Here is a 21,405-nt window from a genome sequence, read left to right on the forward strand (position 1 = left end):
TCCTCCCCCTTCCGCCGTCAGTCAGTGAAGATCGACTTTTTCTGGTTCTCGATGGACGAGGTGAGGCCGTCGATGTCCTTGGGGTTCTTGATGAACTGCTGGAGCGCCGGGATCATCACCGTGGAGGCGAAGTCCGGCCGGGTGTCCCGGTCGAGGAACTGGGCGATCTCGGTGGCCGACCCGACCAGTTCGGCGGCCTTCTTCTGCAGGGCGGTGTAGCCGCTGACGTCCGCGCTGGTGTTGGCGACCAGAGTGGCCGGGTCGTTCTTGACCGTGATGTCGCCGGCCTCCTTGCCACCGAAGTACTCCAGCAGCTTGCGCGCGTTGTCCTCGTTCTTGGGCTTGCGCGCCATCATGTAGCCGTCGATCGGGGCGTCCAGCGCCTTGGCGCCGATGGCCGGGTCGATCTCGGGGAAGGTGAAGAAGTCGAGGTCGCTCTGCTCCTCGTTGCTGAACTGCTGACCGACGAAGAGGCCGAGCATGTACATGCCGCTCTTCTTCTGCTGCAACGACTGCGCGGCCTCCTGCCAGGTGCGGCCGAGGCTGTCCGGCTGGTGCAGGGGGAGCAGGCCGGCCCAGGTGTCGAAGACCTTCTTGACCTTGTCGGAGGTCCAGGCCTCCTTGCCGGCCATCAGGTCGACGTGGAACTGGTAGCCGTTGATGCGCAGGTTGAGGATGTCGAAGGTGCCCATCGCCGGCCAGCCGTCCTTGTCGGCGAAGGCGATGGGGATGAGGCCGTCCCTCTTCATCTGCGCGCCGAGCGCGGTGAGCTGGTCCAGGGTGGTGGGTACCTGGTAGCCGTGCTGCTGCCACACCGACTTGCGGTAGAACATCGCCCACGGGTAGTAGGACGCCGGCACGAAGTACTGTTTGCCGTCGTCGCCGGTGGATGCCTTCTTGAAGGCGTCGGAGTAGCCCGAGAGCTTGCCCCACACGTCGCTGATGTCGCTGGCCAGGCCCTTCTGCGCGAAGAAGCGCATCCGGTAGCCGGCGAACCAGGTGAACACGTCGTCCGGCTTGCCCTGTAGGTAATTGTTGATGTTCTCCTGGAACGTGTTGTGGTCGACCGTGTTCACCGCGACCTGCACCCCGGACGAGGTCTTGAAGCCGTCGGTGACCTTGACGAGGACGTCCTTCGGCTTCGGGTCCGACTGGTTCGAGCCGAGCGACACGTCCTTACTGGACCCCCCGGAGCCGGAGTCGTCACCGCAGCCGGCGAGCAGTCCGGTGCCGAGCAGCGCGCCCGTGCCGGCCGCGCCGGCCAGCAACGATCGTCGGTTGATGCCGGCGACTGAGGGCGGTACGAGCCGAGCCAGGTACTCGGCTTGGGATTGGGGACGGGACATCTGTGCCTCCTGCGGATGAGAAGGAGCTACGCCCAAGGGCCTCAGGGGTGGTGAAGGCAGGTCCGGCGTCGTGATCACACATTGAGATCCACCGAGAATCCACATTGGCGAACACGAACGGCCATTGGGGCCTCAAGCTACCCTTCAGTCGGGCGCTGTCAAGAGGGCAGTTCGCCTCTGATAACCCAGTCGTGACACGGCCGTTACCTAGTAAACGTTGGAAAGAAGCTCGATGTTGGAACCTGTTGACTTCGGCGGGCCAGCGGGTGCACCCTCAGCTGTCATGCGGCGATGGCAAGGGAACAGCATCTATTTCGGCGGCGACTACAACCCCGAGCAGTGGCCCGAGGAGACCTGGCCGGAGGACGTCGACCTGATGCGCCGGGCCGGGGTCAACCTGGTCTCCGTCGGCATCTTCTCCTGGGCGCTGCTGGAGCCCACCCCGGGTCGGTTCGAGTTCGGCTGGCTGGACCGGGTGCTGGACCTGCTGCACGACGGCGGCATCCAGGTCGACCTGGCGACCGCAACGGCCAGCCCACCACCGTGGTTGGCCCGCGCGCACCCGGAGACACTGCCCCGCCGGGCCGACGGCGCGATCCTCTGGCCGGGTGGACGGCAGGCGTACTGCCCCAGCTCGCCGGTGTTCCGCGAACGGTCGCTGGAGCTGGTGCGCGCGGTCGCCGGCCGGTACGCCGAGCACCCCGCCGTGGTCATGTGGCACATCTCCAACGAACTGGGCTGCCACAACGTGCACTGCTACTGCGACGTCAGCGCCGAGGCGTTCCGCGGCTGGCTGCGCGAGCGCTACGGCGACCTGGACCGGCTCAACGACGCCTGGGGCACCGCGTTCTGGAGCCAGCGCTACGGCGACTGGGCCGAGATCAACCCGCCGCGCACGGTGACGGCCTTCGCCAACCCCACGCAGCAGTTGGACTACCTGCGCTTCTCCTCCGACGAGCTGCGCGCCCAACTGCGCGCCGAACGCGAGGTGCTGAGGACACTGGTCCGTCAGCCGATCACCACCAACTTCATGATCGGCATGGGCGTCAAGCACATGGACTACCAGTCCTGGGCGTCCGACGTGGACCTCGTCTCCAACGACCACTACCTGACCGCCGCCGACCCGCAGTCGCACCTCGGGCTGGCGCTCGCCGCCGACCACACCCGAGGCGTCGCCGGCGGTGACCCGTGGTTGCTCATGGAGCACTCCACCAGCGCCGTCAACTGGCAGCCGCGCAACGTCGCCAAGCTGCCCGGGCAGCTACGCCGCAACAGCCTCGCGCACGTCGCCCGGGGCGCCGACGGGGTGCTCTTCTTCCAGTGGCGCGCCTCCCGGGCCGGCGCGGAGAAGTTCCACTCCGCGCTGGTCCCGCACGCCGGCCCGGACACCAAGGTGTTCCGCGAGGTCTGCCAGCTCGGCGCGGACCTCAAGGCGCTGGCCGAGGTCCGCGGCAGCCGCGTGGACGCCGACGTGGCGATCCTGTTCGACTGGGAGGCGTGGTGGGGCATCGAGTTGGATTCGCACCCCAGCGTCGACGTCACCTACGCCGACCGGCTCAACGCCCTGTACGGCTCGCTCTGGCGGGCCGGCGTGACCGCTGACATCGTCCACCCGTCGGCCGACCTCAGTGGCTACCGGCTGGTCCTGGTGCCGACCCTCTACCTGGTCCGGGACGCCGACGTCGCCGCGCTACACCAGTTTGTCGAGGCCGGCGGCACGGCGGCGGTCACCTACTTCAGCGGCATCGTGGACGCCAACGACCACATCCGGCTGGGCGGTTACCCGGGCGCGTTCCGGGAGCTGCTCGGCGTCCGGACCGAGGAGTTCTTCCCACTGCGCGAGGGCGAACAGGTCCGCCTCGACGACGGCAGCACCGCCGACGTGTGGACCGAGTGGGTGCACCCCGACGGCGCCGAGGTGCTCGCGTCGTACACCGATGGGCCCTTGCCGGGCGTACCGGCGCTGACCCGCAACCAGGTGGGCGACGGCGCCGCCTGGTATGTCGGCACCCGGCTGGACGAGCCGGCCACGGACCGGCTGGTGGCCCGCCTGCTCGCCGAGGCCGGCGTCCGCCCGGCGGCGTCGGCGCCGCCCGGGGTGGAGGTGGTCCGCCGCCGCGACGGCGACCGGACCTGGCTGTTCGCGATCAACCACACCGACACCGAGGTACGCCTGCCGGCGCACGGCGTCGAGCTGTTGACCGGAGGGCACTGTGCCGGTGAGCTCGCGCTGCCGGCCGGTGAGGTGGCGGTGGTCCGTGAGGATCGGACCTGATTCTGACGACAGTCACGGTGCGAAGGAGGGTCCCCAGATGCTCGCCCAGCAGCGGCAGACCGCCATTCTCGATCTGATCCGCCAACGCGGCGGGGTACGGGTGAGTCACCTGGTCAGTCGGTTCGGCGTGTCCGACATGACGATCCGGCGCGACCTGGAGGCGTTGGCCGAGCGCGGCCTGGTCGACAAGGTGCACGGCGGTGCGACACTCGCCGGGCCGGGCTCGGCCGAGGAACCCGGCTTCGCCGCCAAGTCGATCCGCCAGCAGGCGGAGAAGCGGGCCATCGCCGAGCGCGCGGCGACAATGGTGGAGCCGGGGATGGCCATCGCGCTCTCCGCCGGCACCACCACCGCCGCGCTGGCCACGCTCCTCTCCGACGTACGCGGACTGACCGTGGTGACCAACTCGATCCCGGTGGCCGACGCGCTCTACCAGAACCCGCGCGCCGACCAGACCGTCGTGTTGACCGGCGGCATCCGCACCCCGTCGGACGCGTTGACCGGGCCGGTGGCCGAGGCGGCGATCAGCGCGCTCAACGTCGACCTCCTCTTCCTCGGCGTGCACGGGCTGAGCCCACGGACCGGGTTCACCACACCCAACCTGCTGGAGGCCGGCGTCAACCGCTGTCTCATCGGCGCGGCCCGCCGACTCGTGGTGCTCGCCGACCACACCAAGTGGGAGACGATCGGCATCGCCACCATCGCCCCGCTGGAGGCCGCCGACGTGCTGATCACCGACCGTGGGCTGCCGACCGAGGCACGCACCACAATCGGCGAACAGGTAGGCGAGCTGGTGGTCGTGAACCCCGACGGGTGACCCCGCGCGCGCTGCCCCGCGCGCTGCCCCGCGCGCTGCCCCGCGCGCGCTGCCCCGCGCGCTGCCCCGCGCCGATCTTGCAGTTTGTGTCGTCGAGATGCGTGGAATGTCCTACAAGTCGCGACAGAAAGTGCAAGATCGCGGAGGGTGTTGGGCTGGCCCCCACTAGGGGCTGTCGGTGGGGAGACAGGTGCCGACGTGGTCGGCCTTCCGCGCGCAGCGGCGGCGATCGGGCATGATCCGGTCGCAGAAAACCCAATGTCGTACGTGCTGCGCGTCCTCGGCCGACACCGTGATGCCCGCGACGTCGAGTTGTGGCGTCGAGGCCAGCGACCGGGCGAAAGTGCGGGCCAGATCCAGCGCCCCGGCCAGGTCGGGAACCGCCACCGGCAGGTGGATCACGTGTCGGGGCAGCGGTTCGGTTGACTCGGTGAACGCCAGCACGGCGGCCCGAGGCAGCGGTACGAAGATCCCGCCGGGCGGCTCGTCCGGCGGGATCACGGCCGACGCCTCTCGGACCAGGCACTCTGTCGGACCCGCAGCGCCCGCTTCATCCGCGCGTTCTCCTCACTGAGCTGCGCGAGGTCGTGGTGCAGCGCGGTGAGGTCGAGCGCGACGCGGTGCAGAAACCGCCGCACCTCGCCAGGGTTGAGGCCCCGCCGGCCGAAGCCGACGGTGGCGAACTGGCGGTCGCGGACATGCCGCGGATGCAGCCGGCCGCCATCGTAGAGCGTGCCTCTGGGCATCGGTCACCTCTCGTGGTTCCTCGATGGGTGAGTCAGGGTCGCGGGGCGCCCTTCTTCGTGGTAGGTATTCGTTCAAGTCGGTTCGGAGCCGGGTTCGCACATCCCGACGCTCTAGTTGAGACCCGACGAGAGTCGGTATGCGCCTGCCACTCGCGAGGCCGTCTCTCGTCACCTTCTCGGCTGTTGGCACAGCCGCGGCTGCCGTGTTTGCACCGGGCGTCCCCGGGGGCCGGCGATCACCTCACCCGAAGGCCACGTTTCCAGTCGCTCGGAACTGGAGCAATGGTTCCTACGCGGCTTCGCCAACGAATCGAGAGGTGGACCATGCCGCACAAGCCGTTCATCCGGACCCTCCGTGCGCAATGGCTGGGTCAGCAATTGCGGACCCTGCGGGAGGAGCGGGGGATGACGTTGAAGTTGGTCGCCGAGCATCTGCAACGCGACATGTCAGCGCTTGGTCGGTACGAACGCGCGGACTGGCCGATCCGCAGGGGTGATGTGATCGCGCTGTTGGATCTGTACGGATTTCACCACGCAGTCGAGCGGGCCCGTCTGCTGGCGCTTGCCGAGGAGGTTTGGCGCACCGACCGGTGGGACGAGGACTATGGCGACGTCGTGGACGCCTCCTTCATCGAATACCCCTGGCTGGAAGGTCGCGCGGAGCAGGTCTGCTGCTTCCATCTCACCCTGGTCCCCGGGCTGCTTCAGACCCGGGAGTACGCAGAGGCGGTGATTCGTAATGCGGCAGAACCGGGAGCTACCGAGGCGACGATCAACCGCTGGGTCGACCTTCGAATGATCCGTCAAGAGGTTTTGAGGCGACGCCGCCCATTGACGATTTCTACTGTGATAGACGAAGCTGTGCTGCGCCGGATGGTCGGCGGGCCGGAGGTGTTACGCCGACAACTGCACCACCTCACGCAGGCGCAGCGATTGGGTAACGTCGCAATCAGAGTGATGCCGTGCGGGGTAGCCCTGCACCAAGGGCTCGACGGTACGTTCTGGATATTCCGGCTGCCAGAGCCGTATCCTGCGGTTGCCTACGTCGAGTCTTTGGGAGGGCGGCTCTACCTGGAGTCGCCGAAGGCTGAGCGCTTCGTCCGCGCCTATGGTCGTCTGCTGGATTCTGCGCTCAGCGAGAGTGAGTCAACGAAGTTGATCACGAGCATCGCGGAGGAGTTGTCATGAGCGAGAGCATGTCCGATGTGGCTTGGCACATCAGCAGTAAGAGCGACAGCAACGGTGGTAGCTGTGTCGAGGCGGGGCCCATCCTGGACGGGTCAGGTCGAGTGGCGGTGCGGGACAGCAAGGACCGGGCGGCGGCAACCCTCGTCTATCCCGCCGAAGGGTGGACCGTGTTCGTCCTCGGGATCAAGGACGGCGAGTTCGACTAGGGCCGGAGAAGTGCCTCGGTGGCCTGGTCGACCAGCCAGCGCTCGGCCTCGTCGTACGACCAGCCACCCTCGTCGACCAGTTGTGGCCAGGAGTGCAGCCCGAAGTAGAACCAGAGCACCTGGGTGGCCTGTTCGACGGTGAGGCCCGGACGTAGGGCGGAGAGTTCGTCGAGGCGTACCGCGCCGACCCGTAGCGCCTGCCGGTACGCCGCCGCGCCGTCGCGCGCCGCTTCGGCCGCGCTCGCCGTCATGCCCGGCGCTGCCCTCATCAGTTGGATCGTGTGCGGGCGACTCTGGTGGCCGTACCGTGTGCCGGCGCCGATCAGCCGCACGACCTCGCCGGGGTCGGCGGCGACCGCGATGGCCGCCACGTTCTGCGCGGTCTCCGGGTCGTTCACACCCGCCTCGATGAGCGCCCGCAGCAGCGTCGGCTTGCCGCCGACGCTGGTGTAGACGGTCGCCACGGCAACCCGGGCGCGGGCGGCGATGTCGTTGACCGTCGTGGCGGCGTACCCCTGGGTGATGAACAGATCCTGCGCCGCATCCAAGATCAACTGCCGTGTTTGCTCGGCGCTCTCCTGGCGCCGACTGGCGCGGGGTTGAGCAGCCACCAAGGCACTCTACCGGCCCATCTCGTCAGAAGAGTATTCTGATGAACATGCGAGTCCTCTTCTCGAACGTGCCATCTTTCGGGCACTTCCTCCCGCTTCTGCCCCTGATCCGCGCGTTCCGGCGTCAAGGCCACGACGTTGCCGTGGTGACCGCTGCGGGCATGGCCCCGCTCCTCGCTCCCGAGGGCATCGAGCTGCTGCCGGCTGGCCCCATGCCGGATGTCCTCTTCGCCGAGGTGGGGCGAAAGCTGGGTATCAACCCCGCGACCGAGCCGATCCCGGAGGCGGTCGCCGAGTTCTTCGCCGGGGTCCGGGTCGACCTCACCGCCGACGAAGCGTTCGCGCAGGCAAAGAGCTGGCAGCCGGATCTGATCGTCAACGAGATGCTCGACTTCGTGGGGCTGCTGGTCGCCACCGGTCTCGACGTACCGCTGGCCACCCTCGCCTTCGGCCCGGCGGTGCCGGCCGAGTTCACCGACCCGCTGATCGCGGTGGTCCGCTCCCGCTACGAGCAGCGCGGGTTGCCCGCGCCGCAGCGCGTCCAGGCCGGGCGGTGGCTGCTGGACACCTGCCCACCGGGGCTGCAGTTCGAGGGCTTCGCCGTACCGCAGGGGGTGGAGCGGATCGCGCTGCGGCCGGAACCGCACCAGGCGCCCGACGCTTCGACGGGCGCGCACACCCCGCCGGCCGGCGGGCGTCCCCGGGTGCTGGTCAGCTTCGGTACGGTCTTCGCCGACCCCGCCGTGGTCGGCCCGCTGCTGGGCGCCCTCACCGACGTCGACGTCGACGTGCTGGCCACGCTCGGCCTCGACGGCAAGCCGGAGGACTACCAGCTCGACTCGGAGCGGGTGGAGTTCACCCCCTTCGTGCCGCTGGCCCAGTTGCTGGAGAACGTCAGCGCGGTCGTCACTCACGGCGGCGCCGGCACCACCCTCGGCACGCTGGCCCGTGGCGTCCCGATGGTGGTCGTACCCCAGGGCGCCGACCAGTTCATCCAGGCGGACCGGGTCGCTGCGTCCGGAGCGGGTCTTGCCCTGATGCCCGGGCAGGCCGACCCGGCCGCCATCGCGGCGGCACTGCGCCGGCTGCTCGACGAGCCGACGTTCACCGAGGCGGCTCGCCGGATCGCCGCCGAGGTCGCCACGATGCCGTCGCCCGACGAGGTCGCCGAGCGGCTGCGCGCCGAGGTAGTCGACCAAGGCCAGGGTTGACCGACTCGGGTTCGCTGAAATCGGGGTGTCCTGGTCGCCGGGACACCCCGACTTTCATGAACCGGAGTCAATCAACGGACGCCGGCCGTCCGGGCGCTTCACAGCCATCTCACAGGGGTGCTGGATAGGGTGCCGTTCGAGTCAACGTCCGACTCCAACCTGGAGCGGTCGGCGTCGCACAGGAGTTCCGATGGTCTTCAAGAAGATGTTGAGCGCGTTCGGTGTGGGCGGACCCAGCGTGGACACCGTGCTGACCAACCCCAACACCCGGCCCGGCCTGACCCTCGACGGGCAGGTCAACCTCGTCGGTGGCGACGCTGAGGCAGCCATCGAGCAGGTGGTGATCGGCCTGGTCACCCGGGTCGAGGTCGAAGGACACGACACCGAGTACGCGGGCACGATGGAGTTCCACCGCATGGTGGTCAGCGGTCCGCTCCAGCTCGCCCCGAAGCAGCAGCTCTCGATCCCGTTCCAGCTGCCGGTGCCGTGGGAGACCCCGATCACCGACGTGTACGGCCAGCGCCTGCACGGCATGACGATGGGTCTGCGCACCGAGCTGGCGATTGCCCGCGCGGTCGACAAGAGCGACCTGGACCAGGTGGCGGTGCACCCGCTGCCGGTGCACGAGCGGATCCTGGAGGCGTTCCAGCGGCTCGGCTTCCGGTTCAAGCACGCCGACCTGGAGCGTGGGCACATCCGGGGCGTGCAGCAGACGCTGCCGTTCTACCAGGAGATCGAGTTCTTCGCCTCCCCGCAGTACGCGAGCACGATCCGGGAGGTCGAGCTGACCTTCGTGACCAGCCAGCGCGGTGTGGAGGTCATCCTGGAGTGCGACAAGCGAGGTGGGTTCCTCAGCGCCGGGCACGACGCGTTCGGTCGCTACCAGGTGGCGCACACCGACGCTGACCGGGTCGACTGGGCGCAGGTCGTCGACGGCTGGCTGCGCGAGACCACGTCCCGCTACGGCAGCCTGCGATCCCAGTACGGCGGGGGTCACGGGCACAGCCGTGGGCACGGCATGGGCGGCATGGTGGCTGGTGCGGCGCTCGGCGTCGCCGGCGGCATGATCGCCGGCGAGGTGATCGAGGATGCGTTCGAGGGTGACTTCGGCGACTTCGGTGGCGACGAGTAGCCGATCCAGACATGACGGTGGCCTCCGGGAGGATCTCCCGGAGGCCACCGTGCACTGTGAACCGGTCAGTGCCGGGCCTTGCGCTCCTCGCTGCTACGCCAGTTGCTGCCGGCCTTCGCGAGGCCACGGCTACCGAGGTAGCCAAGCGTCAGCAGGGTGATCAGGAACCAGGCGTTGTCGGCCCGGAAGATGTCCACCCCAGCGGTGTTCCGGCCAACGACCTGCGACGCGCCCAGTACGGCGGCCACCGCGATCAGGTAGATCCAGAACTCGGTGGTCTTGAACGCCTGCTTGGTCTCCGTACCGGGTGCCTGCATGTCGTTGCGGCGCCCGTCATGCATGACCGGCATCTGCTGGGTCTGCATGTCCCGCATCGCGGCGGGATTCTGCGGGTCGTTCATGGGCCGGTTCATCGGCCGGGTGGAAGCAGCCTGCGTGCTCATCTGGTCCTCCTCAGGATGCGATGAGTCGTACCTGCATTCCCCCGCCCCGCTACCGCGTGTCGGCCACGGCACGGTTCGCTTTCACGGCGGGGACACCCCCCGACTACCCGAGGCCCCGGAGCAGGTAACACCGATCGCCGGCCGGAAAAATCCGGCCGGCGATCGGATGGTCGACGGGTCAGCGCAGGCCGTTGCGGATCGCCACGCTCACCAGAAGGCCGGGGTCGTCGGTGATGATGCCGTCGACGCCGAGGTCGATGACCCGCTGCATCACCGTCGCGTCATCGACGGTGTACGGGATCACCTTCAGGTCGTACCGCGTCTGCAGGGTCCGAACGTCCGGCCCGTGGAAGTATGCCGGGTTCTCCCGCAGGTACCAGTCGGTCGAGGCGACAGTGCCCTGCTTCGGGTCGTGCACCTGCCAGTTGGCGGACACCGTTCCAGCGCCCGCGGCCCGGGTCAGCTTGCCGAGGTCCTGGTACTTCCACCAGTCCAGTCCACCGGTCCACGGGCTCTTCACCGACGGGTCGCCGTAGACCGCCTCCAGGGAGCACTCGTCGGCGAGGGTCGCGCACTCGGCCGGACCGTACTGCCAGACCAGGCCGACCGTGCCGATCCGCCGGTCGAGCTGCCGGGCGTACGTGATGGTGCGCCAGTCGAACGACTGGATGGTGGCCCGGCTGGTGAAGCCGGCCCGCTGGATCGCGTCGACGAGCATGCGGGTGAAGCTGCGGTACGGCTCCGTGTCGTTCACCACCGGGCTGATCTTCGTCTCGATGTTCATTCCGATGTCGGTGCGGCCACTCGCCTTCACCAGGGCGAAGACCTCGTCCAGGGTCGGAATCCGGGCACCGGGCGCGGGCACCTGGGCGGGCAGCTCGGGCAGCGTCTTCGTGCCGCAGTCGACGGTCTTCAGCTGCGCCAGGGTCAGGTCGTGCACCGGCTTACCCACGTACGGGTACATCCGGTCTCCCGGGCGCACCGGGGCGGTGTCGACGCAGTGCGACCCGTTGACGGTGCGATCGTGCAGCACCACGAGCTTGCCGTCGGCGGTGACGCCGGTGTCCAGTTCCAGGGTGGAGATGGCCCGGTTGGACAGCGCGTTCGCGAACGCCGGCAGGGTGTTCTCCGGCCGGGTGGCCCGGCCGCCGCGGTGCGCCTGGATGTCGAACGGCGCGGTGTACGCCTTCGGCAACCGGTAACCGCGCTGCGCCAGCAGGCCGCGCAGCCGGTCCGGGTAGTCGGTGATGATGCCGTCCACGCCGTCGTCGATGAGCTTCGTCATGGTCGGCACGTCGTCGACCGTCCACGGGATCACCTTGATCCCGTAGCGGTGCGCCTGGGCGACCATCTCCTTCGTGACGTACGGCTTGTAGCCCGGGTCGGTGACCGTGCCGTTCTGCGGGAACCCGTGCACCGGCGAGAAGGCGCTGGCGCCGAAACTGCGGATCGCCTTGATCGGGTCGCCACCGAAGTCGTCGACGTCCAGCCCGCCCAGCCACGGCGAGGCACCCGGCTGCCCGGTCTGCAGGAAGTCGTAGTTGGTCAGGGCGACCAGCGGCAGCTTCGGCTCGACCTGACGCATGCGCATCAGCGCGCCCCAGTCGAAGCTCTGGATGGTGACCTGCTTGAGCAGCCCGGCGGCGCGGATCTCGGCCGCGGTGACCCGGACGAACTGCTCGCGGGGGGCGGTCTCGGTCGGCGCGCCCGCCTCGACCTTGGTCTCGACGTTGAGCTTCACGTCCTTCGCCTGGTACCGGTTGACAAGCGCGAAGACCTCACGCAGCAGGGGCATCCGGGCACCCGGGACGGCGAGCTGGCGGGGCTTGTCCGACAGCGTCTTGGAGCCGCAGTCGAGCGTGCGCACCTGGGCCAGGCTGAGCGTGTTGATGTACTTCCCGACGTACGGGAACTCCGGGTCGCCGGGCGTCACCGGGGTGGTGTCGACGCACTTGGTGCCGGTGACCTTGCGGTCGTGGGTGACGACGGCCTGGCCGTCCTCGGTGATCTGCACGTCCAGTTCGAGGGTGCTCACCCCGAGCTGGAGGGCGTTGCCGAAGGAGGCGAGGGTGTTCTCCACCCGCAGCCCGAGGCCACCCCGGTGGGCCTGCACGTCGAATGTCCGGTCCGGTCGCGGCTTCGCCTGGGCGGGCACCGCGAGCCCGGTCGTCACCGTCGCGGCCACCAGGGCCGCGACGGCGGTACGGCGTACTGTGCGCACGCTGTCATCCCCTCCTGCCGGCGGGCATCTCCCACCGGTCGCGGGACAGCATGGACATCTCGGGCTGCGGGCAGGCGGCCAGCGGGCGGCGCGACGGTGAACCGCGGTGGACGACCTCCCGGTCACGCCGGGTTTGGTCGGCCGGTGGTCGGGCACGCAGTCAGTTCCACAGCTTCTGCGAGGTGATGGACGTGCGTGAGGACGACATGCGGCAGGATGCCGCCCGCGAGGCCGAGGATCGGATCGCCGGCGGCGTGTACGGCAAGGGTGCCCTCGACGAGGTGACGGTGCCCCGCACCGATGTGGAGAGCCAGATCCAGCGCGATGACCCGCTCGATCCGGCACACGAACGGATCGACCCACAGGTGCTGCGCGACGGCGGCCCCGTCGGCGGGCAGGGGGCGGTGACCACCACCGGCGGCACCGCCGGGCCGGCGAGCGTACGCCGGGTGGCCCGACAGCCGGAGCGTCACCCGGGCAAGGTCGCGCCGACCACGACCGGCGATGCCACCACCGGCGGCCTCAGCACCCCGATGGGCGGTGGCACCAGCGACCAGTCCACCTCCGCAACGGGCCCGGCAAAGTCCATCAGGGACAAATCCAACGACTGACCCCACCCGCCGTCCCCGCCGAGCGACAACTCGGTGGGGACGGCGGGTTTCGTGGTCAGCTCGCCGTGCGGAGGACTCCCAGGCGTTGGGTGGCGCGGGTCAGGGCTACGTACAGGTCGCTGCGTCCGCGTGGGGACTCGGCCACCATCCGGTCCGGGTCGACCACCAGCACCGAGTCGAACTCCAACCCCTTGGCCTGCGCGACGGTCAGCACCACCACCCGGCTCTCCAGCTCCGGATGCTCGCCGACGGCGGCCTCGGGCAGCGCGGCGGTCACCGCCGCGCCCAACTCACCCACCCGGCCGGCCGGCACGAGCACCCCGAGCCGGCCCTCGGTCAGCCCGGCCGCCTCCCGGGTGGCCTCGGCGACCAGTTCCGCCGCCAACCGCCCGTCGGGCACCGTGCGGTCCCACGGGGGTACGCCGCTCTCGCGCACCGAGCGCGGGGGCCGCAGCGCCGGGTCGATCTCGGCCAGGACGTCGGCGGCGACCGCCATGATCTCGGCCGGGGTGCGGTAGCTGACCGTCAGCTCGGTGAGCCGCCACCGCTGCTCGACGTACGGGGCGAGGGCGTCCGCCCAGGAGGGCGTGCCACTGAGTGCGCCGGTCTGCGCCACATCGCCGACGATCGTCATCGACCGGCTCGGGCAGCGGCGCATCAGCAGTCGCCAGGCCATTGGCGACAGCTCCTGCGCCTCGTCCACGATGACGTGGCCGAACGCCCAGGTGCGGTCGGCGGCGGCCCGCTGGGCGGTGGTCAGCCGGTCGGCCTCCTCCTGCCGTTCCAGCAGCCGGTCCGCGTCGATCAGGTCGGTGACGCCGAGGATCTCACCGCCCTCGGCCTCGTCCTCGACGTCGATCGAGCGGGAACCCCGGGCGATCTCGAGCACGCCCTCGGCGTACTCCCGTTCCATCATCCGGATCCGGTCCCGCCGGGCGGCGGCGGCGCGTTCGTCCTCGCCGAGCAGTTCGGCGGCCTCGTCCAGCAGCGGTACGTCGGCCGGCGTCCAGCCACCGCGCTCGCGCCGCAGCAACGCCCGCTCGTCCTCGCTGAGCATCGGGGCGGCGGCGGCGATCCGGTCCGGGTCGGCGTACAGGTCGGCGAGCAGCCGCTGCGGGGTGAGCACCGGCCACAACTGGTCGAGGGCGGCCTGGATCTCCGACTCCTCGCGCAGTTCCCGGCGGATCTCGGCCCGGTCCGCCTCGTCGAGGAGGTTGTCCCCGCCGAGCGGGTCGGCGCCGATCCGTTCGGCCACCTGCTCGGCGAGCGCGTGCACGATCTCCACGTCGAACAGCGCCCGGGCCAGGTTGTGCGGTCGGTCGGCGCGGCGGACCCGGTCCCGGGCGGCCCGCACGATCTCCGGGTCGAGGGTCAGCGTCTCCCGCTCGACCTCGATCTCCAGCGGCTCGTCCGGCACCCACTGCCGGTCCTGTACCGCCAGCGCCAACACCTCGGCCAACACCGCCCGGCCCTTCAGCGCCGCGGTCTCGGCCGGCTCGGTCCGTTGGGCGCTCACCCCGGGAAAGAGATCACCCTGGGTACGCAGCAGCACGCCGGTCTCGGCCAGCGTCGGCAGCACCTGGGAGATGTAGCGCAGGAAGGTCGCGTTCGGGCCGACCAGCAGCACGCCCCGGCTGGAGAGTTCCCGGCGGTGCGTGTAGAGCAGGTACGCCGCCCGGTGCAGCGCGACCGCGGTCTTGCCGGTGCCGGGGCCGCCCTGGACCACCATCACGCCCGGAAGCTCCGCGCGGATGATCTCGTCCTGTTCGGCCTGGATGGTCTCGACGATGTCGCGCATCCGGCCGGTACGCCCCGCGTTGAGCGCGGCGAGCAGTGACGCCTCACCGGTCAGCTCCTCGTGGGCGCCGGGGGAGGCGGTGTCGATGTCGAGCACCTCGTCGTTGAGCCCGGTCACCTTGCGCTGCCGGGTGCGCAGGTGCCGGCGGCGGCGTACGCCCTGCGGGTTCGCGGCGGTGGCGAGGTAGAACGGGCGGGCGGCGGGGGCCCGCCAGTCCATCAGCAGCGGGTCGTAGTCACCACTGGTGTCGAAGATGCCGATCCGCCCGATGTAGCGGCGGGAGTCGTCGTCGCCGTCGAGACGGCCGAAGCAGAGCCCGTTCTCCACGGCGGAGAACTGTTCGACCTGATCGGCGTACATCGCTACCGAGCTGTCGCGCTGCGAGCGGTCCTGGAGGGTGCCGCCGGTGTTGTGCAGCTCGGCGGTGAGCCGGTGGGCGGCCTGTTCACGCAGCTCGTCCAGCCGGTTGTAGAGCATCGAGACGTACTCCTGCTCGCGACCGATCTCGTCGTCGAGCGGCAATTCGCCGGAACCGCCGGAGTGCCTTGACAAGCCGTCTCCCTAAAGATTAGAATCCTTTGCAGGAACGGCTTTTAGCCGTTCTTTTTTGTGCCCTTGGAACTGTTGAAGATAGCGCGTTCCGCCGGTTGTCACCAAGCCGGGCGGGCCGGCGCGCCGGTGATCGCGAGGTGACGGCGGATGATCCTGCGGACCGGCCAACGGGTGGTCTTCATCGGGGACAGCATCACCGATTGTGGTCGACGCGACGTCGCCGCGCCCTACGGCAGCGGATATGTGAGCCTCGTGCGCGCCCTGGTCGACGCCCGGCACCCCGAGTTGGAGCTGGAGTGGGTCAACCGGGGTGTGGGCGGTGACACGGTACGGGACCTGGCCGCCCGCTGGGACGACGACGCCATCGCCGAGCGCCCCGACTGGCTCGCGGTGCTGATCGGCATCAACGACATCTGGCGACACTACGGCGACCGGCCGGAAGAGGCCGTCGGCATCGAGGAGTACGAGCGCACCCTGCGTGACCTGCTCCGGCGGGCGGTCAGCGCCACCGGCTGTCGACTGATCCTCGGTGACCCGTTCTTCATCGAGGCCGACCGGAGCGTCCCGCAACGCGCCGACACCGACCGGTACGCGGCCGTCGTGGCGGGTCTGGCCGCCGAGTTCGACGCGGTGCACGTGGCCAACCAGGCGGCGTTCGACCGGGTGCTGGCGGTGAGCCCGGCGACGCGCTGGGCCGACGACCGGGTCCACCCGCACCTGCCCGGCCACGCGGTCCTCGCCGACGCGTACCTCAGCGCCCTCGGCGTCTCCTGACCCCGGGCCTGACCCACAGCGAAGCGCCGGGCCGACCGTCAGGTCGACCCGGCGCGGACACCACGGAGATCAGCCGCGCGCGGCCTGGTAGAGCCGCTCCGGCGTCACCGCTCCGGCGAGCACCCGGCCGTCGTCGGTGAGCAGCACGGTGAACAGTTTGCTGCTGAAGAGCCGTCCGCTGCCCCAGTCACCACTGACCGCCGGCAGCCCGCCGAGCAGCTTCGACATGTCCATGCCCTCTGCGGCGCCGGCCGGAGGGGCGGCCGGCTTCGCGGGCTTCCCGCCGAGCGCACCGTCCAGGCGGCCGACCAGCACGGTCGTCCAGCCGGTGCCGACCGCGCGTACCTGCGGGTCACCCGCCGGTTCGGCGTGGCCGGGCTTACCGGCGGCCGGCCGCTCGGCCTTCTCCTCGCTGACCGTCACGCCGGGCGGCGGGTTGAAGGTGAACTGGTCGGCGTCGGGGCGGCGGTAGTCGACCTGGGTGAAGGCCACCTCGAACGCCGGCCGGTCGCTGCCCTTCGCGAGCACCTCGAAGCGCAGCGGCACGTGCTGCTTGGCGTCGATGGCGATCCGCAGTTGGTGCACCAGTGAGTCACGGTCACGCGGCTGGAGCACCAACTCGTACGCGTCCTGACCGGCGACGGTCGCCGACCGGCCGACGCTGACCTCGGTGCTCGGGTCGATCGCGCCCAACGCCAGGTCGGCGGCCTGCTGCGGGGTAGCCGGCAGGCTCGCTGCCGGTTCGGGGGCGGGCTTCCAGGCCCCGGCTTCGTCGCCCAACGTGCGGTGGGTGGCGTTGTTGGTGCGGCTCTGCCACGTCCACAGGTCCCGGCCGTTGCGGATGATGTCCTGCTCGCCCAGGGTGTCCACCAGCGCGACCCGCTGCTTGTCCGGACCGGAATACCAGACCCGCAGGGTGTGGGTGCCGGTCAGCAGGGTGGTCAGCTCGTTGCCGGGAACCAGCCCGACGAGGGGCGGCAGACCGAGATCGGCGCGTTGCACCACGGTCCCGGACAACCCCTCCAGCCGGGATGTCTGCAGGTCGACCAGGAGCTGAGCGGCGGTTCGGGGCGGCAGGCTCGGCTCGGCCTCGGCGGCGAACGTGCCGACCGCCGCACCCCCGCCGATGACGGCGACGGCCGCGGTGGCCGGGACCAGCCAACGAAGGACGGGACGGCTTCTCAGAACGGACATGGTGGCACCTCCTGCCTGCCATCCTGCCCCCTCGGTGCTGTGAACGCGCTGAGGACACCGAACCGCGCCCTTTGACCCGGGTGGCACCCTTGAGCTGTGCGGGTGCTGGTGGTGGAGGACGAGACCCGGTTGGCGGCTGCCCTGCAACGCGGCCTCCAGGCGGAAGGGTTCGCGGTCGACGTGGCGGCAAACGGTCCGGCCGGCCTGGACGCGGCCCGGCACGGCGGGTACGACGCCATGATCCTCGACGTGATGCTGCCCGGCCTCTCCGGGTACGAGCTGGTCCGGCGGTTGCGCACGGAGCAGCACTGGTTGCCGGTGCTGATGCTCTCCGCCAAGGACGGCGAGTACGACCAGGCCGACGGCCTCGACTGCGGCGCCGACGACTACCTGACCAAACCCTTCTCGTACGTGGTGCTGCTGGCCCGGTTGCGGGCGTTGCTGCGTCGGGGCGCGCCGGAGCGCCCGACCGTGCTGGCGGTCGGTGACCTGCGGCTGGACCCGGCCCGCCGACGGGTGACCCGGGCGGACGCCGAGGTGGCGTTGACCGCACGGGAGTTCGCGCTGCTGGACTACCTGATGCGTCGGCCGGGCCAGGTCATCTCCAAGATCGAGTTGTTGGACCACGTCTGGGACGCGAGCCTGGAGACCGCGCCGAACGCCGTCGAGGTGTACGTCGGCTACCTGCGCCGCAAGCTCGGCCGGGACCGACTGGAGACGGTCCGGGGCGCCGGCTACCGGCTGGCGACGTGATCGCCGACGGCCCAGCACCCACCCGTCGGGCCTGGCCCGGCCGGATGCCGGTCCTCGGGCTGCGCGGGCGGCTCATGGCGATCGGCGTGGTCGGCCTCACCATCGGGCTGGCCCTGGGCGGCGTGGTGCTGCTCGGCGCGCTCGGCTTCGTGCTCCAGCGCACTGTCGACACCGAGGCGTTCCGCACCGCCGACGCGGTCGCCCTGCTCGCCGCCGAGGACGCGCTACCCGACCCGCTGCCGGTGGCCGGCGGGCAGGTCCGCGTGCAGGTCATCGACGGGCAGGGGCGGATCCGGGCGGCCTCGATCGACGCCGACCGCCTGGTGCCGATGGTCCGCCCGGAGCGACTGAACCGCGACGGCCGGCAGCGGTTGGAGGTGCCGGCCGAACGGGTCGGGCTCGTCGGCCCGGTCCGGGTGGTCGCCGTACCCGCCGGCAGCGCGGCCGACCCGCTCACCGTGCTGGTCGCCCGCTCGATGGCCGACGTGCGGCACAGCACCCACGTGGTCCGGACCATCCTGCTGGTGGCGTTCCCGCTGCTGGTGGCCGTGCTGGCCGGGGTGGCGTGGCGGGTGGTGGGCGCGACCCTGCGGCCGGTCGAGGCGTTACGTCGAGGCGCCGAGGAGATCACCGGGAGGGCCGGCACCGGCCGGCTGCCGGTGCCGGCGTCGGCTGACGAGATCCACCGTCTGGCGGTCACCCTCAACGGCATGCTGGACCGGCTGGAATCCGCCCGCGTCCGGCAGCGGGCCTTCGTCTCCGACGCCGCACACGAGCTGCGCAGCCCGTTGACCAACATCCGGACGGAGCTGGAGGTGGCCCAGCGCCTCGCCGACCGGACGGACTGGACGGCGGTGACCGCCAACCTGCTCGCCGACACCGACCGGCTGAGCCGCCTGGTCGACGATCTCCTGCTGCTGGCCCGACTGGACGAGGCTCCGCTGGCCCGGGGGACCGGCCCGGTGGAGCTGGGCGCGTTGCTGACCGAGGTCGCCGCCCGCTACCCGTCGCCGCCGGTGCGGGTGACGCTGCCGGCGGGCCCGCTCTGGACGATCGGCACCGTCGAGGAGCTGCGTCGCGTGCTGGCCAACCTCGTCGACAACGCGGTACGGCACGCCCACGGCAGTGTCGTGCTCGCCGCCGAGGCGACGTCGACAACGACGGCTGCGGCGACGGCGGGAGCGGCGGGGGCGCCGGCGGGGGCGGCGACAGCGACAACGAGGGCGACAACGAGGGCTGCGGCGGGGGCGACGGCGGCGTCGGCGGGAGCGGCGACGGCGACAACGACAACGTTGGCGGCGGCGACGGCGCGAGCGGGGGCGACGGTGGGGGCGACGGTCGGGCCTGGCGTCGGGGCGTACCACCTGGTGACGGTGACCGACGACGGCCCGGGCGTCCCGGTGGCGGACCGGGAGCGGGTCTTCGACCGGTTCACCCGGCTGGATGACGGACGGGCCCGCGACGACGGGGGCGCCGGCCTGGGGCTGGCCATCGTCCGGGAGTTGGTGCGGCGCGCGGGCGGCACCATCACCCTGACCGACGCGCCAGAGCAGCGAGGGCTACGGGTGTGCCTGCTGCTGCCGGCATTGCTCACCGAGGACGGCCACAGGTCGACGGCCCGTGACGGCGACCTGCCCCGGGCCGCCCACCGATGACCCTTTGCTCCGCACCCGCGGGGGCGACAGCTACGTGACGTGCTGCTCAGCCGCGCGTGTCGAAGCGGCGGCCCGCGACGTTTCAGCTGGTCATCCGAGGTGGTGCACAGAGGTTGGCGGGGCGTTGCTGGCGGATGCGGCTGGTGGGTCAGCGGCGGCGGGTGCAGACCTGCTTGGACCGGGCCACGGTGTCGGTGGACCAGGCGACGGCGACGGTGAAGCAGAAGTCGTTGGTGCGGTTGAGCGCGTAGATGACGAAGCTGGTGGTGCCGGCCGGCAGCGTCGCGAAGATGTTGTGGGCCTGGCCGGTGCGGCCGCCGGCGATGACCACCGGGCCCTCGCTGCCGGCCGGGTAGGTCCAGTTCAGCGCGATGCTGTCCCGGGTGTCGCGCAGGGTCACCGCGCTGGGTGGGGTGCCGGGCGGCGCCGCGGCGGCGGCCGACGTGGGCGCCGAGCCGCCCGGGGCGGGCGCGCTGCTGGCCGGCGCGCCGGCGGTGGGGGAGGCGCTGGCCGGCGGCGGGGTCGGCTCGTCGTCACCGTCGACCCGGGCCACCCCGGCGATCACCGCCGCCGCGCCGAGGAGCACCACGACCACGCCGGCCACCAGGACCGGCACCAGCCGGTTGCGCTGCTCCGGCTGGGCGCGGTGCACCGGCACCGGCAGCAGTCGCGACGGCGTGTACGGCTCGACCGCCGCGTACGGGTCCGCCCGCGCGTGCGGCTCGGACGCCGGGTACGGGTTGGACGCCGCGTACGGGTCGGACGGCGTGTACGGGTTGGACGCCGGGTACGGGTTGGACGACGCGTGCGGGTCGGACGGCTGGTACGGGTCGGATGGTGCGTACGGGTCGGTGGGGGCGGCGGGGCGGTGCAGCCGGTACACCCCGGGCTGCTCCTCCGTGCCGCCGGCCAGCCCGACCACCGACGGGGGCACCGGAGGGTCGGTGGGGTGGGGCGAGGGCTCGTCCACCGGTTCGGTCGACCATCGGCCGCCCGTCGATCCGACCGCTTCGTCGGAGGGCAGCCGGGGGTTCGGCACCGCCCCGGCGTGGTGGGTCGCGGCTGCCGGCGGGTGGTAGCCGGATTCGGCCGGCCCGTCGCCGTGCGGTGGGACGCGGGCGGCCGGCACTACCGGCGTGTCGCGGGCCGTGGGCGGGTTGTCGGCGCAGGCGTGGTCGGGGTTTGCCGCCGCCCGTGCCAGGGCCGCCACCTGGGCGGCCAGCGGGTCGTCGGCGGGCAGGTGCTGCCGGCACAGCTCACGGGCGAGGGCCAGGTTGTCGTGTGCCTCGGCGAACTGCCCGCAGTCGCGCTGCATCGCCCCGAGCCGCGCCAGCATCTTGATGCCGCTGGGGTGCCCGTCGCCGTACACCTCGCGGTGCAGCTCCCAGGCGTCCTGGAGGCGGTCGCGGGCCACCGTGCACTGGCCGCGCGCGTACTCGACGGTGGCCAGGTCGGCGTGCGCGGCGAGCACCCGCAGCGACTCCGGGCCGTCCTGCGCGGTCAGCTCGATGATGACTTCCTGGTAGAGCCGCGCCGCCCGGGAGTGGCTGCCGACGCGGTGCAGCACCGCGGCCAGGGTCGCCGCGGCGGCCACCGTGCGCGGGTCGGCGCGGCCGTGCAGGCGGGTGGTGGCCGCGTACGCGAAGGCCGCCCACCCGCGGGCCGAGTGCGGCTCACCGAGGGCGATCAGCACCCGCGCCTGGAGGCTGGCCGCCTCGGCCAGCTCGGGGGTGGCGTTGGCCGGGCGGGGGTCGGCGTCGGTGAGCGCGTCGGACAGCAACTGCTGTGCGCCGGCAAGATCGCCGGAGGACACGAGGTGGTGCGCCTGATCAGTCAGTTCACCGAAGCCGGAAGACACGCCCCATCGTGCTC

The 21,405-nt window shown here is 71.1% G+C and carries 19 protein-coding genes; 10 read left to right on the plus strand and 9 right to left on the minus strand.

The window, feature by feature from the left end; all coding sequences use genetic code 11:
- Positions 1–17: 17 nt before the first annotated feature.
- A complete protein-coding gene (locus tag ACFYL6_RS28030) occupies positions 18–1,346 on the minus strand; it encodes an ABC transporter substrate-binding protein (RefSeq protein ID WP_387175717.1) in 1,329 nt (442 codons plus the stop codon).
- Positions 1,347–1,629: 283 nt separating this feature from the next.
- On the opposite strand from ACFYL6_RS28030, the gene ACFYL6_RS28035 reads away from it, so the two are divergent.
- Positions 1,630–3,621, plus strand: a complete 1,992-nt coding sequence (locus ACFYL6_RS28035; protein ID WP_387175719.1) for a beta-galactosidase — start codon at positions 1,630–1,632, stop codon at positions 3,619–3,621.
- Between the two features lie 37 nt (positions 3,622–3,658).
- Positions 3,659–4,438, plus strand: a complete 780-nt coding sequence (locus tag ACFYL6_RS28040) for a DeoR/GlpR family DNA-binding transcription regulator (protein WP_387175721.1) — start codon at positions 3,659–3,661, stop codon at positions 4,436–4,438.
- 165 nt (positions 4,439–4,603) lie between these two features.
- Here the strand turns inward: ACFYL6_RS28040 and ACFYL6_RS28045 are convergent, their stop codons facing one another.
- Complete coding sequence (locus ACFYL6_RS28045; RefSeq protein ID WP_387175891.1) at positions 4,604–4,840, minus strand: hypothetical protein; 237 nt, start codon at positions 4,838–4,840, stop codon at positions 4,604–4,606.
- A 95-nt stretch (positions 4,841–4,935) separates the two neighbouring features.
- Positions 4,936–5,184: a DivIVA domain-containing protein gene (locus tag ACFYL6_RS28050; RefSeq protein ID WP_112620781.1), complete on the minus strand. Its 249-nt coding sequence runs from the start codon at positions 5,182–5,184 to the stop codon at positions 4,936–4,938.
- Between the two features lie 324 nt (positions 5,185–5,508).
- Between ACFYL6_RS28050 and ACFYL6_RS28055 the strand changes: the two genes are divergently transcribed.
- Positions 5,509–6,372, plus strand: a complete 864-nt coding sequence (locus ACFYL6_RS28055; protein ID WP_387175723.1) for a helix-turn-helix domain-containing protein — start codon at positions 5,509–5,511, stop codon at positions 6,370–6,372.
- The gene (locus tag ACFYL6_RS28060) at positions 6,369–6,578 is read left to right on the plus strand and encodes a DUF397 domain-containing protein (RefSeq protein WP_387175724.1); all 210 of its coding nucleotides are present in this window, start codon (positions 6,369–6,371) and stop codon (positions 6,576–6,578) included. The genes ACFYL6_RS28055 and ACFYL6_RS28060 overlap by 4 nt, the downstream gene beginning before the upstream one ends.
- Here ACFYL6_RS28060 and ACFYL6_RS28065 read toward each other — a convergent pair.
- Positions 6,575–7,189, minus strand: a complete 615-nt coding sequence (locus ACFYL6_RS28065) for a TetR/AcrR family transcriptional regulator (RefSeq protein WP_387175726.1) — start codon at positions 7,187–7,189, stop codon at positions 6,575–6,577. The two genes, ACFYL6_RS28060 and ACFYL6_RS28065, sit on opposite strands and share 4 nt — an antisense overlap.
- Before the next feature lie 41 nt (positions 7,190–7,230).
- Here ACFYL6_RS28065 and ACFYL6_RS28070 point away from each other — a divergent pair, with 41 nt between their 5' ends.
- Positions 7,231–8,400: a glycosyltransferase gene (locus ACFYL6_RS28070; protein ID WP_387175728.1), complete on the plus strand. Its 1,170-nt coding sequence runs from the start codon at positions 7,231–7,233 to the stop codon at positions 8,398–8,400.
- Positions 8,401–8,590: 190 nt separating this feature from the next.
- On the plus strand, positions 8,591–9,532 hold the full coding sequence (locus tag ACFYL6_RS28075; RefSeq protein WP_387175730.1) for a sporulation protein: 942 nt from the start codon (positions 8,591–8,593) through the stop codon (positions 9,530–9,532).
- A 65-nt stretch (positions 9,533–9,597) separates the two neighbouring features.
- On the opposite strand, the gene ACFYL6_RS28080 is transcribed toward ACFYL6_RS28075, so the two are convergent.
- Both ACFYL6_RS28080 and ACFYL6_RS28085 read right to left on the minus strand, forming a co-directional pair.
- Complete coding sequence (locus ACFYL6_RS28080; protein ID WP_387175732.1) at positions 9,598–9,975, minus strand: hypothetical protein; 378 nt, start codon at positions 9,973–9,975, stop codon at positions 9,598–9,600.
- A 178-nt stretch (positions 9,976–10,153) separates the two neighbouring features.
- Complete coding sequence (locus ACFYL6_RS28085; protein ID WP_387175734.1) at positions 10,154–12,196, minus strand: glycerophosphodiester phosphodiesterase family protein; 2,043 nt, start codon at positions 12,194–12,196, stop codon at positions 10,154–10,156.
- Positions 12,197–12,387: 191 nt separating this feature from the next.
- On the opposite strand from ACFYL6_RS28085, the gene ACFYL6_RS28090 reads away from it, so the two are divergent.
- Positions 12,388–12,807 carry a hypothetical protein gene (locus ACFYL6_RS28090; protein ID WP_387175736.1) on the plus strand — a complete coding sequence of 140 codons (420 nt, stop codon included), beginning with the start codon at positions 12,388–12,390 and terminating at the stop codon, positions 12,805–12,807.
- A gap of 55 nt (positions 12,808–12,862) precedes the next feature.
- Here the strand turns inward: ACFYL6_RS28090 and ACFYL6_RS28095 are convergent, their stop codons facing one another.
- Complete coding sequence (locus ACFYL6_RS28095; protein ID WP_387175738.1) at positions 12,863–15,157, minus strand: HelD family protein; 2,295 nt, start codon at positions 15,155–15,157, stop codon at positions 12,863–12,865.
- 147 nt (positions 15,158–15,304) lie between these two features.
- On the opposite strand from ACFYL6_RS28095, the gene ACFYL6_RS28100 reads away from it, so the two are divergent.
- Positions 15,305–15,931 carry an SGNH/GDSL hydrolase family protein gene (locus tag ACFYL6_RS28100; protein WP_387175740.1) on the plus strand — a complete coding sequence of 209 codons (627 nt, stop codon included), beginning with the start codon at positions 15,305–15,307 and terminating at the stop codon, positions 15,929–15,931.
- A 69-nt stretch (positions 15,932–16,000) separates the two neighbouring features.
- Here ACFYL6_RS28100 and ACFYL6_RS28105 read toward each other — a convergent pair whose 3' ends face one another.
- Positions 16,001–17,125 carry an outer membrane lipoprotein carrier protein LolA gene (locus ACFYL6_RS28105; RefSeq protein ID WP_387175742.1) on the minus strand — a complete coding sequence of 375 codons (1,125 nt, stop codon included), beginning with the start codon at positions 17,123–17,125 and terminating at the stop codon, positions 16,001–16,003.
- 96 nt (positions 17,126–17,221) lie between these two features.
- Between ACFYL6_RS28105 and ACFYL6_RS28110 the strand changes: the two genes are divergently transcribed.
- Positions 17,222–17,878, plus strand: a complete 657-nt coding sequence (locus ACFYL6_RS28110) for a response regulator transcription factor (protein WP_387175744.1) — start codon at positions 17,222–17,224, stop codon at positions 17,876–17,878.
- Between the two features lie 44 nt (positions 17,879–17,922).
- Positions 17,923–19,533 (plus strand): ATP-binding protein, encoded by a 1,611-nt coding sequence (locus ACFYL6_RS28115; RefSeq protein ID WP_387175892.1) that lies wholly within the window; start codon positions 17,923–17,925, stop codon positions 19,531–19,533.
- A 148-nt stretch (positions 19,534–19,681) separates the two neighbouring features.
- Here ACFYL6_RS28115 and ACFYL6_RS28120 read toward each other — a convergent pair whose 3' ends face one another.
- Positions 19,682–21,391 carry a tetratricopeptide repeat protein gene (locus ACFYL6_RS28120; RefSeq protein ID WP_387175746.1) on the minus strand — a complete coding sequence of 570 codons (1,710 nt, stop codon included), beginning with the start codon at positions 21,389–21,391 and terminating at the stop codon, positions 19,682–19,684.
- Positions 21,392–21,405 lie beyond the last annotated feature (14 nt).

Origin of the sequence: Micromonospora sp. NPDC007208, from assembly GCF_042869175.1 — a bacterium.
Lineage (GTDB): Bacteria > Actinomycetota > Actinomycetes > Mycobacteriales > Micromonosporaceae > Micromonospora > Micromonospora foliorum.

Bases quoted from the DNA above. Each gene is read 5' to 3' on its own strand.
- ACFYL6_RS28040 (WP_387175721.1), top strand. From the start codon at position 3,659: ATGCTCGCCCAGCAGCGGCAGACCGCCATTCTCGATCTGATCCGCCAA.
- ACFYL6_RS28070 (WP_387175728.1), top strand. From the start codon at position 7,231: ATGAACATGCGAGTCCTCTTCTCGAACGTGCCATCTTTCGGGCACTTC.
- ACFYL6_RS28100 (WP_387175740.1), top strand. From the start codon at position 15,305: ATGATCCTGCGGACCGGCCAACGGGTGGTCTTCATCGGGGACAGCATC.
- ACFYL6_RS28055 (WP_387175723.1), top strand. From the start codon at position 5,509: ATGCCGCACAAGCCGTTCATCCGGACCCTCCGTGCGCAATGGCTGGGT.
- ACFYL6_RS28075 (WP_387175730.1), top strand. From the start codon at position 8,591: ATGGTCTTCAAGAAGATGTTGAGCGCGTTCGGTGTGGGCGGACCCAGC.
- ACFYL6_RS28035 (WP_387175719.1), top strand. From the start codon at position 1,630: ATGCGGCGATGGCAAGGGAACAGCATCTATTTCGGCGGCGACTACAAC.
- ACFYL6_RS28050 (WP_112620781.1), bottom strand. From the start codon at position 5,184: ATGCCCAGAGGCACGCTCTACGATGGCGGCCGGCTGCATCCGCGGCAT.
- ACFYL6_RS28105 (WP_387175742.1), bottom strand. From the start codon at position 17,125: ATGTCCGTTCTGAGAAGCCGTCCCGTCCTTCGTTGGCTGGTCCCGGCC.
- ACFYL6_RS28115 (WP_387175892.1), top strand. From the start codon at position 17,923: ATGCCGGTCCTCGGGCTGCGCGGGCGGCTCATGGCGATCGGCGTGGTC.
- ACFYL6_RS28030 (WP_387175717.1), bottom strand. From the start codon at position 1,346: ATGTCCCGTCCCCAATCCCAAGCCGAGTACCTGGCTCGGCTCGTACCG.
- ACFYL6_RS28060 (WP_387175724.1), top strand. From the start codon at position 6,369: ATGAGCGAGAGCATGTCCGATGTGGCTTGGCACATCAGCAGTAAGAGC.
- ACFYL6_RS28080 (WP_387175732.1), bottom strand. From the start codon at position 9,975: ATGAGCACGCAGGCTGCTTCCACCCGGCCGATGAACCGGCCCATGAAC.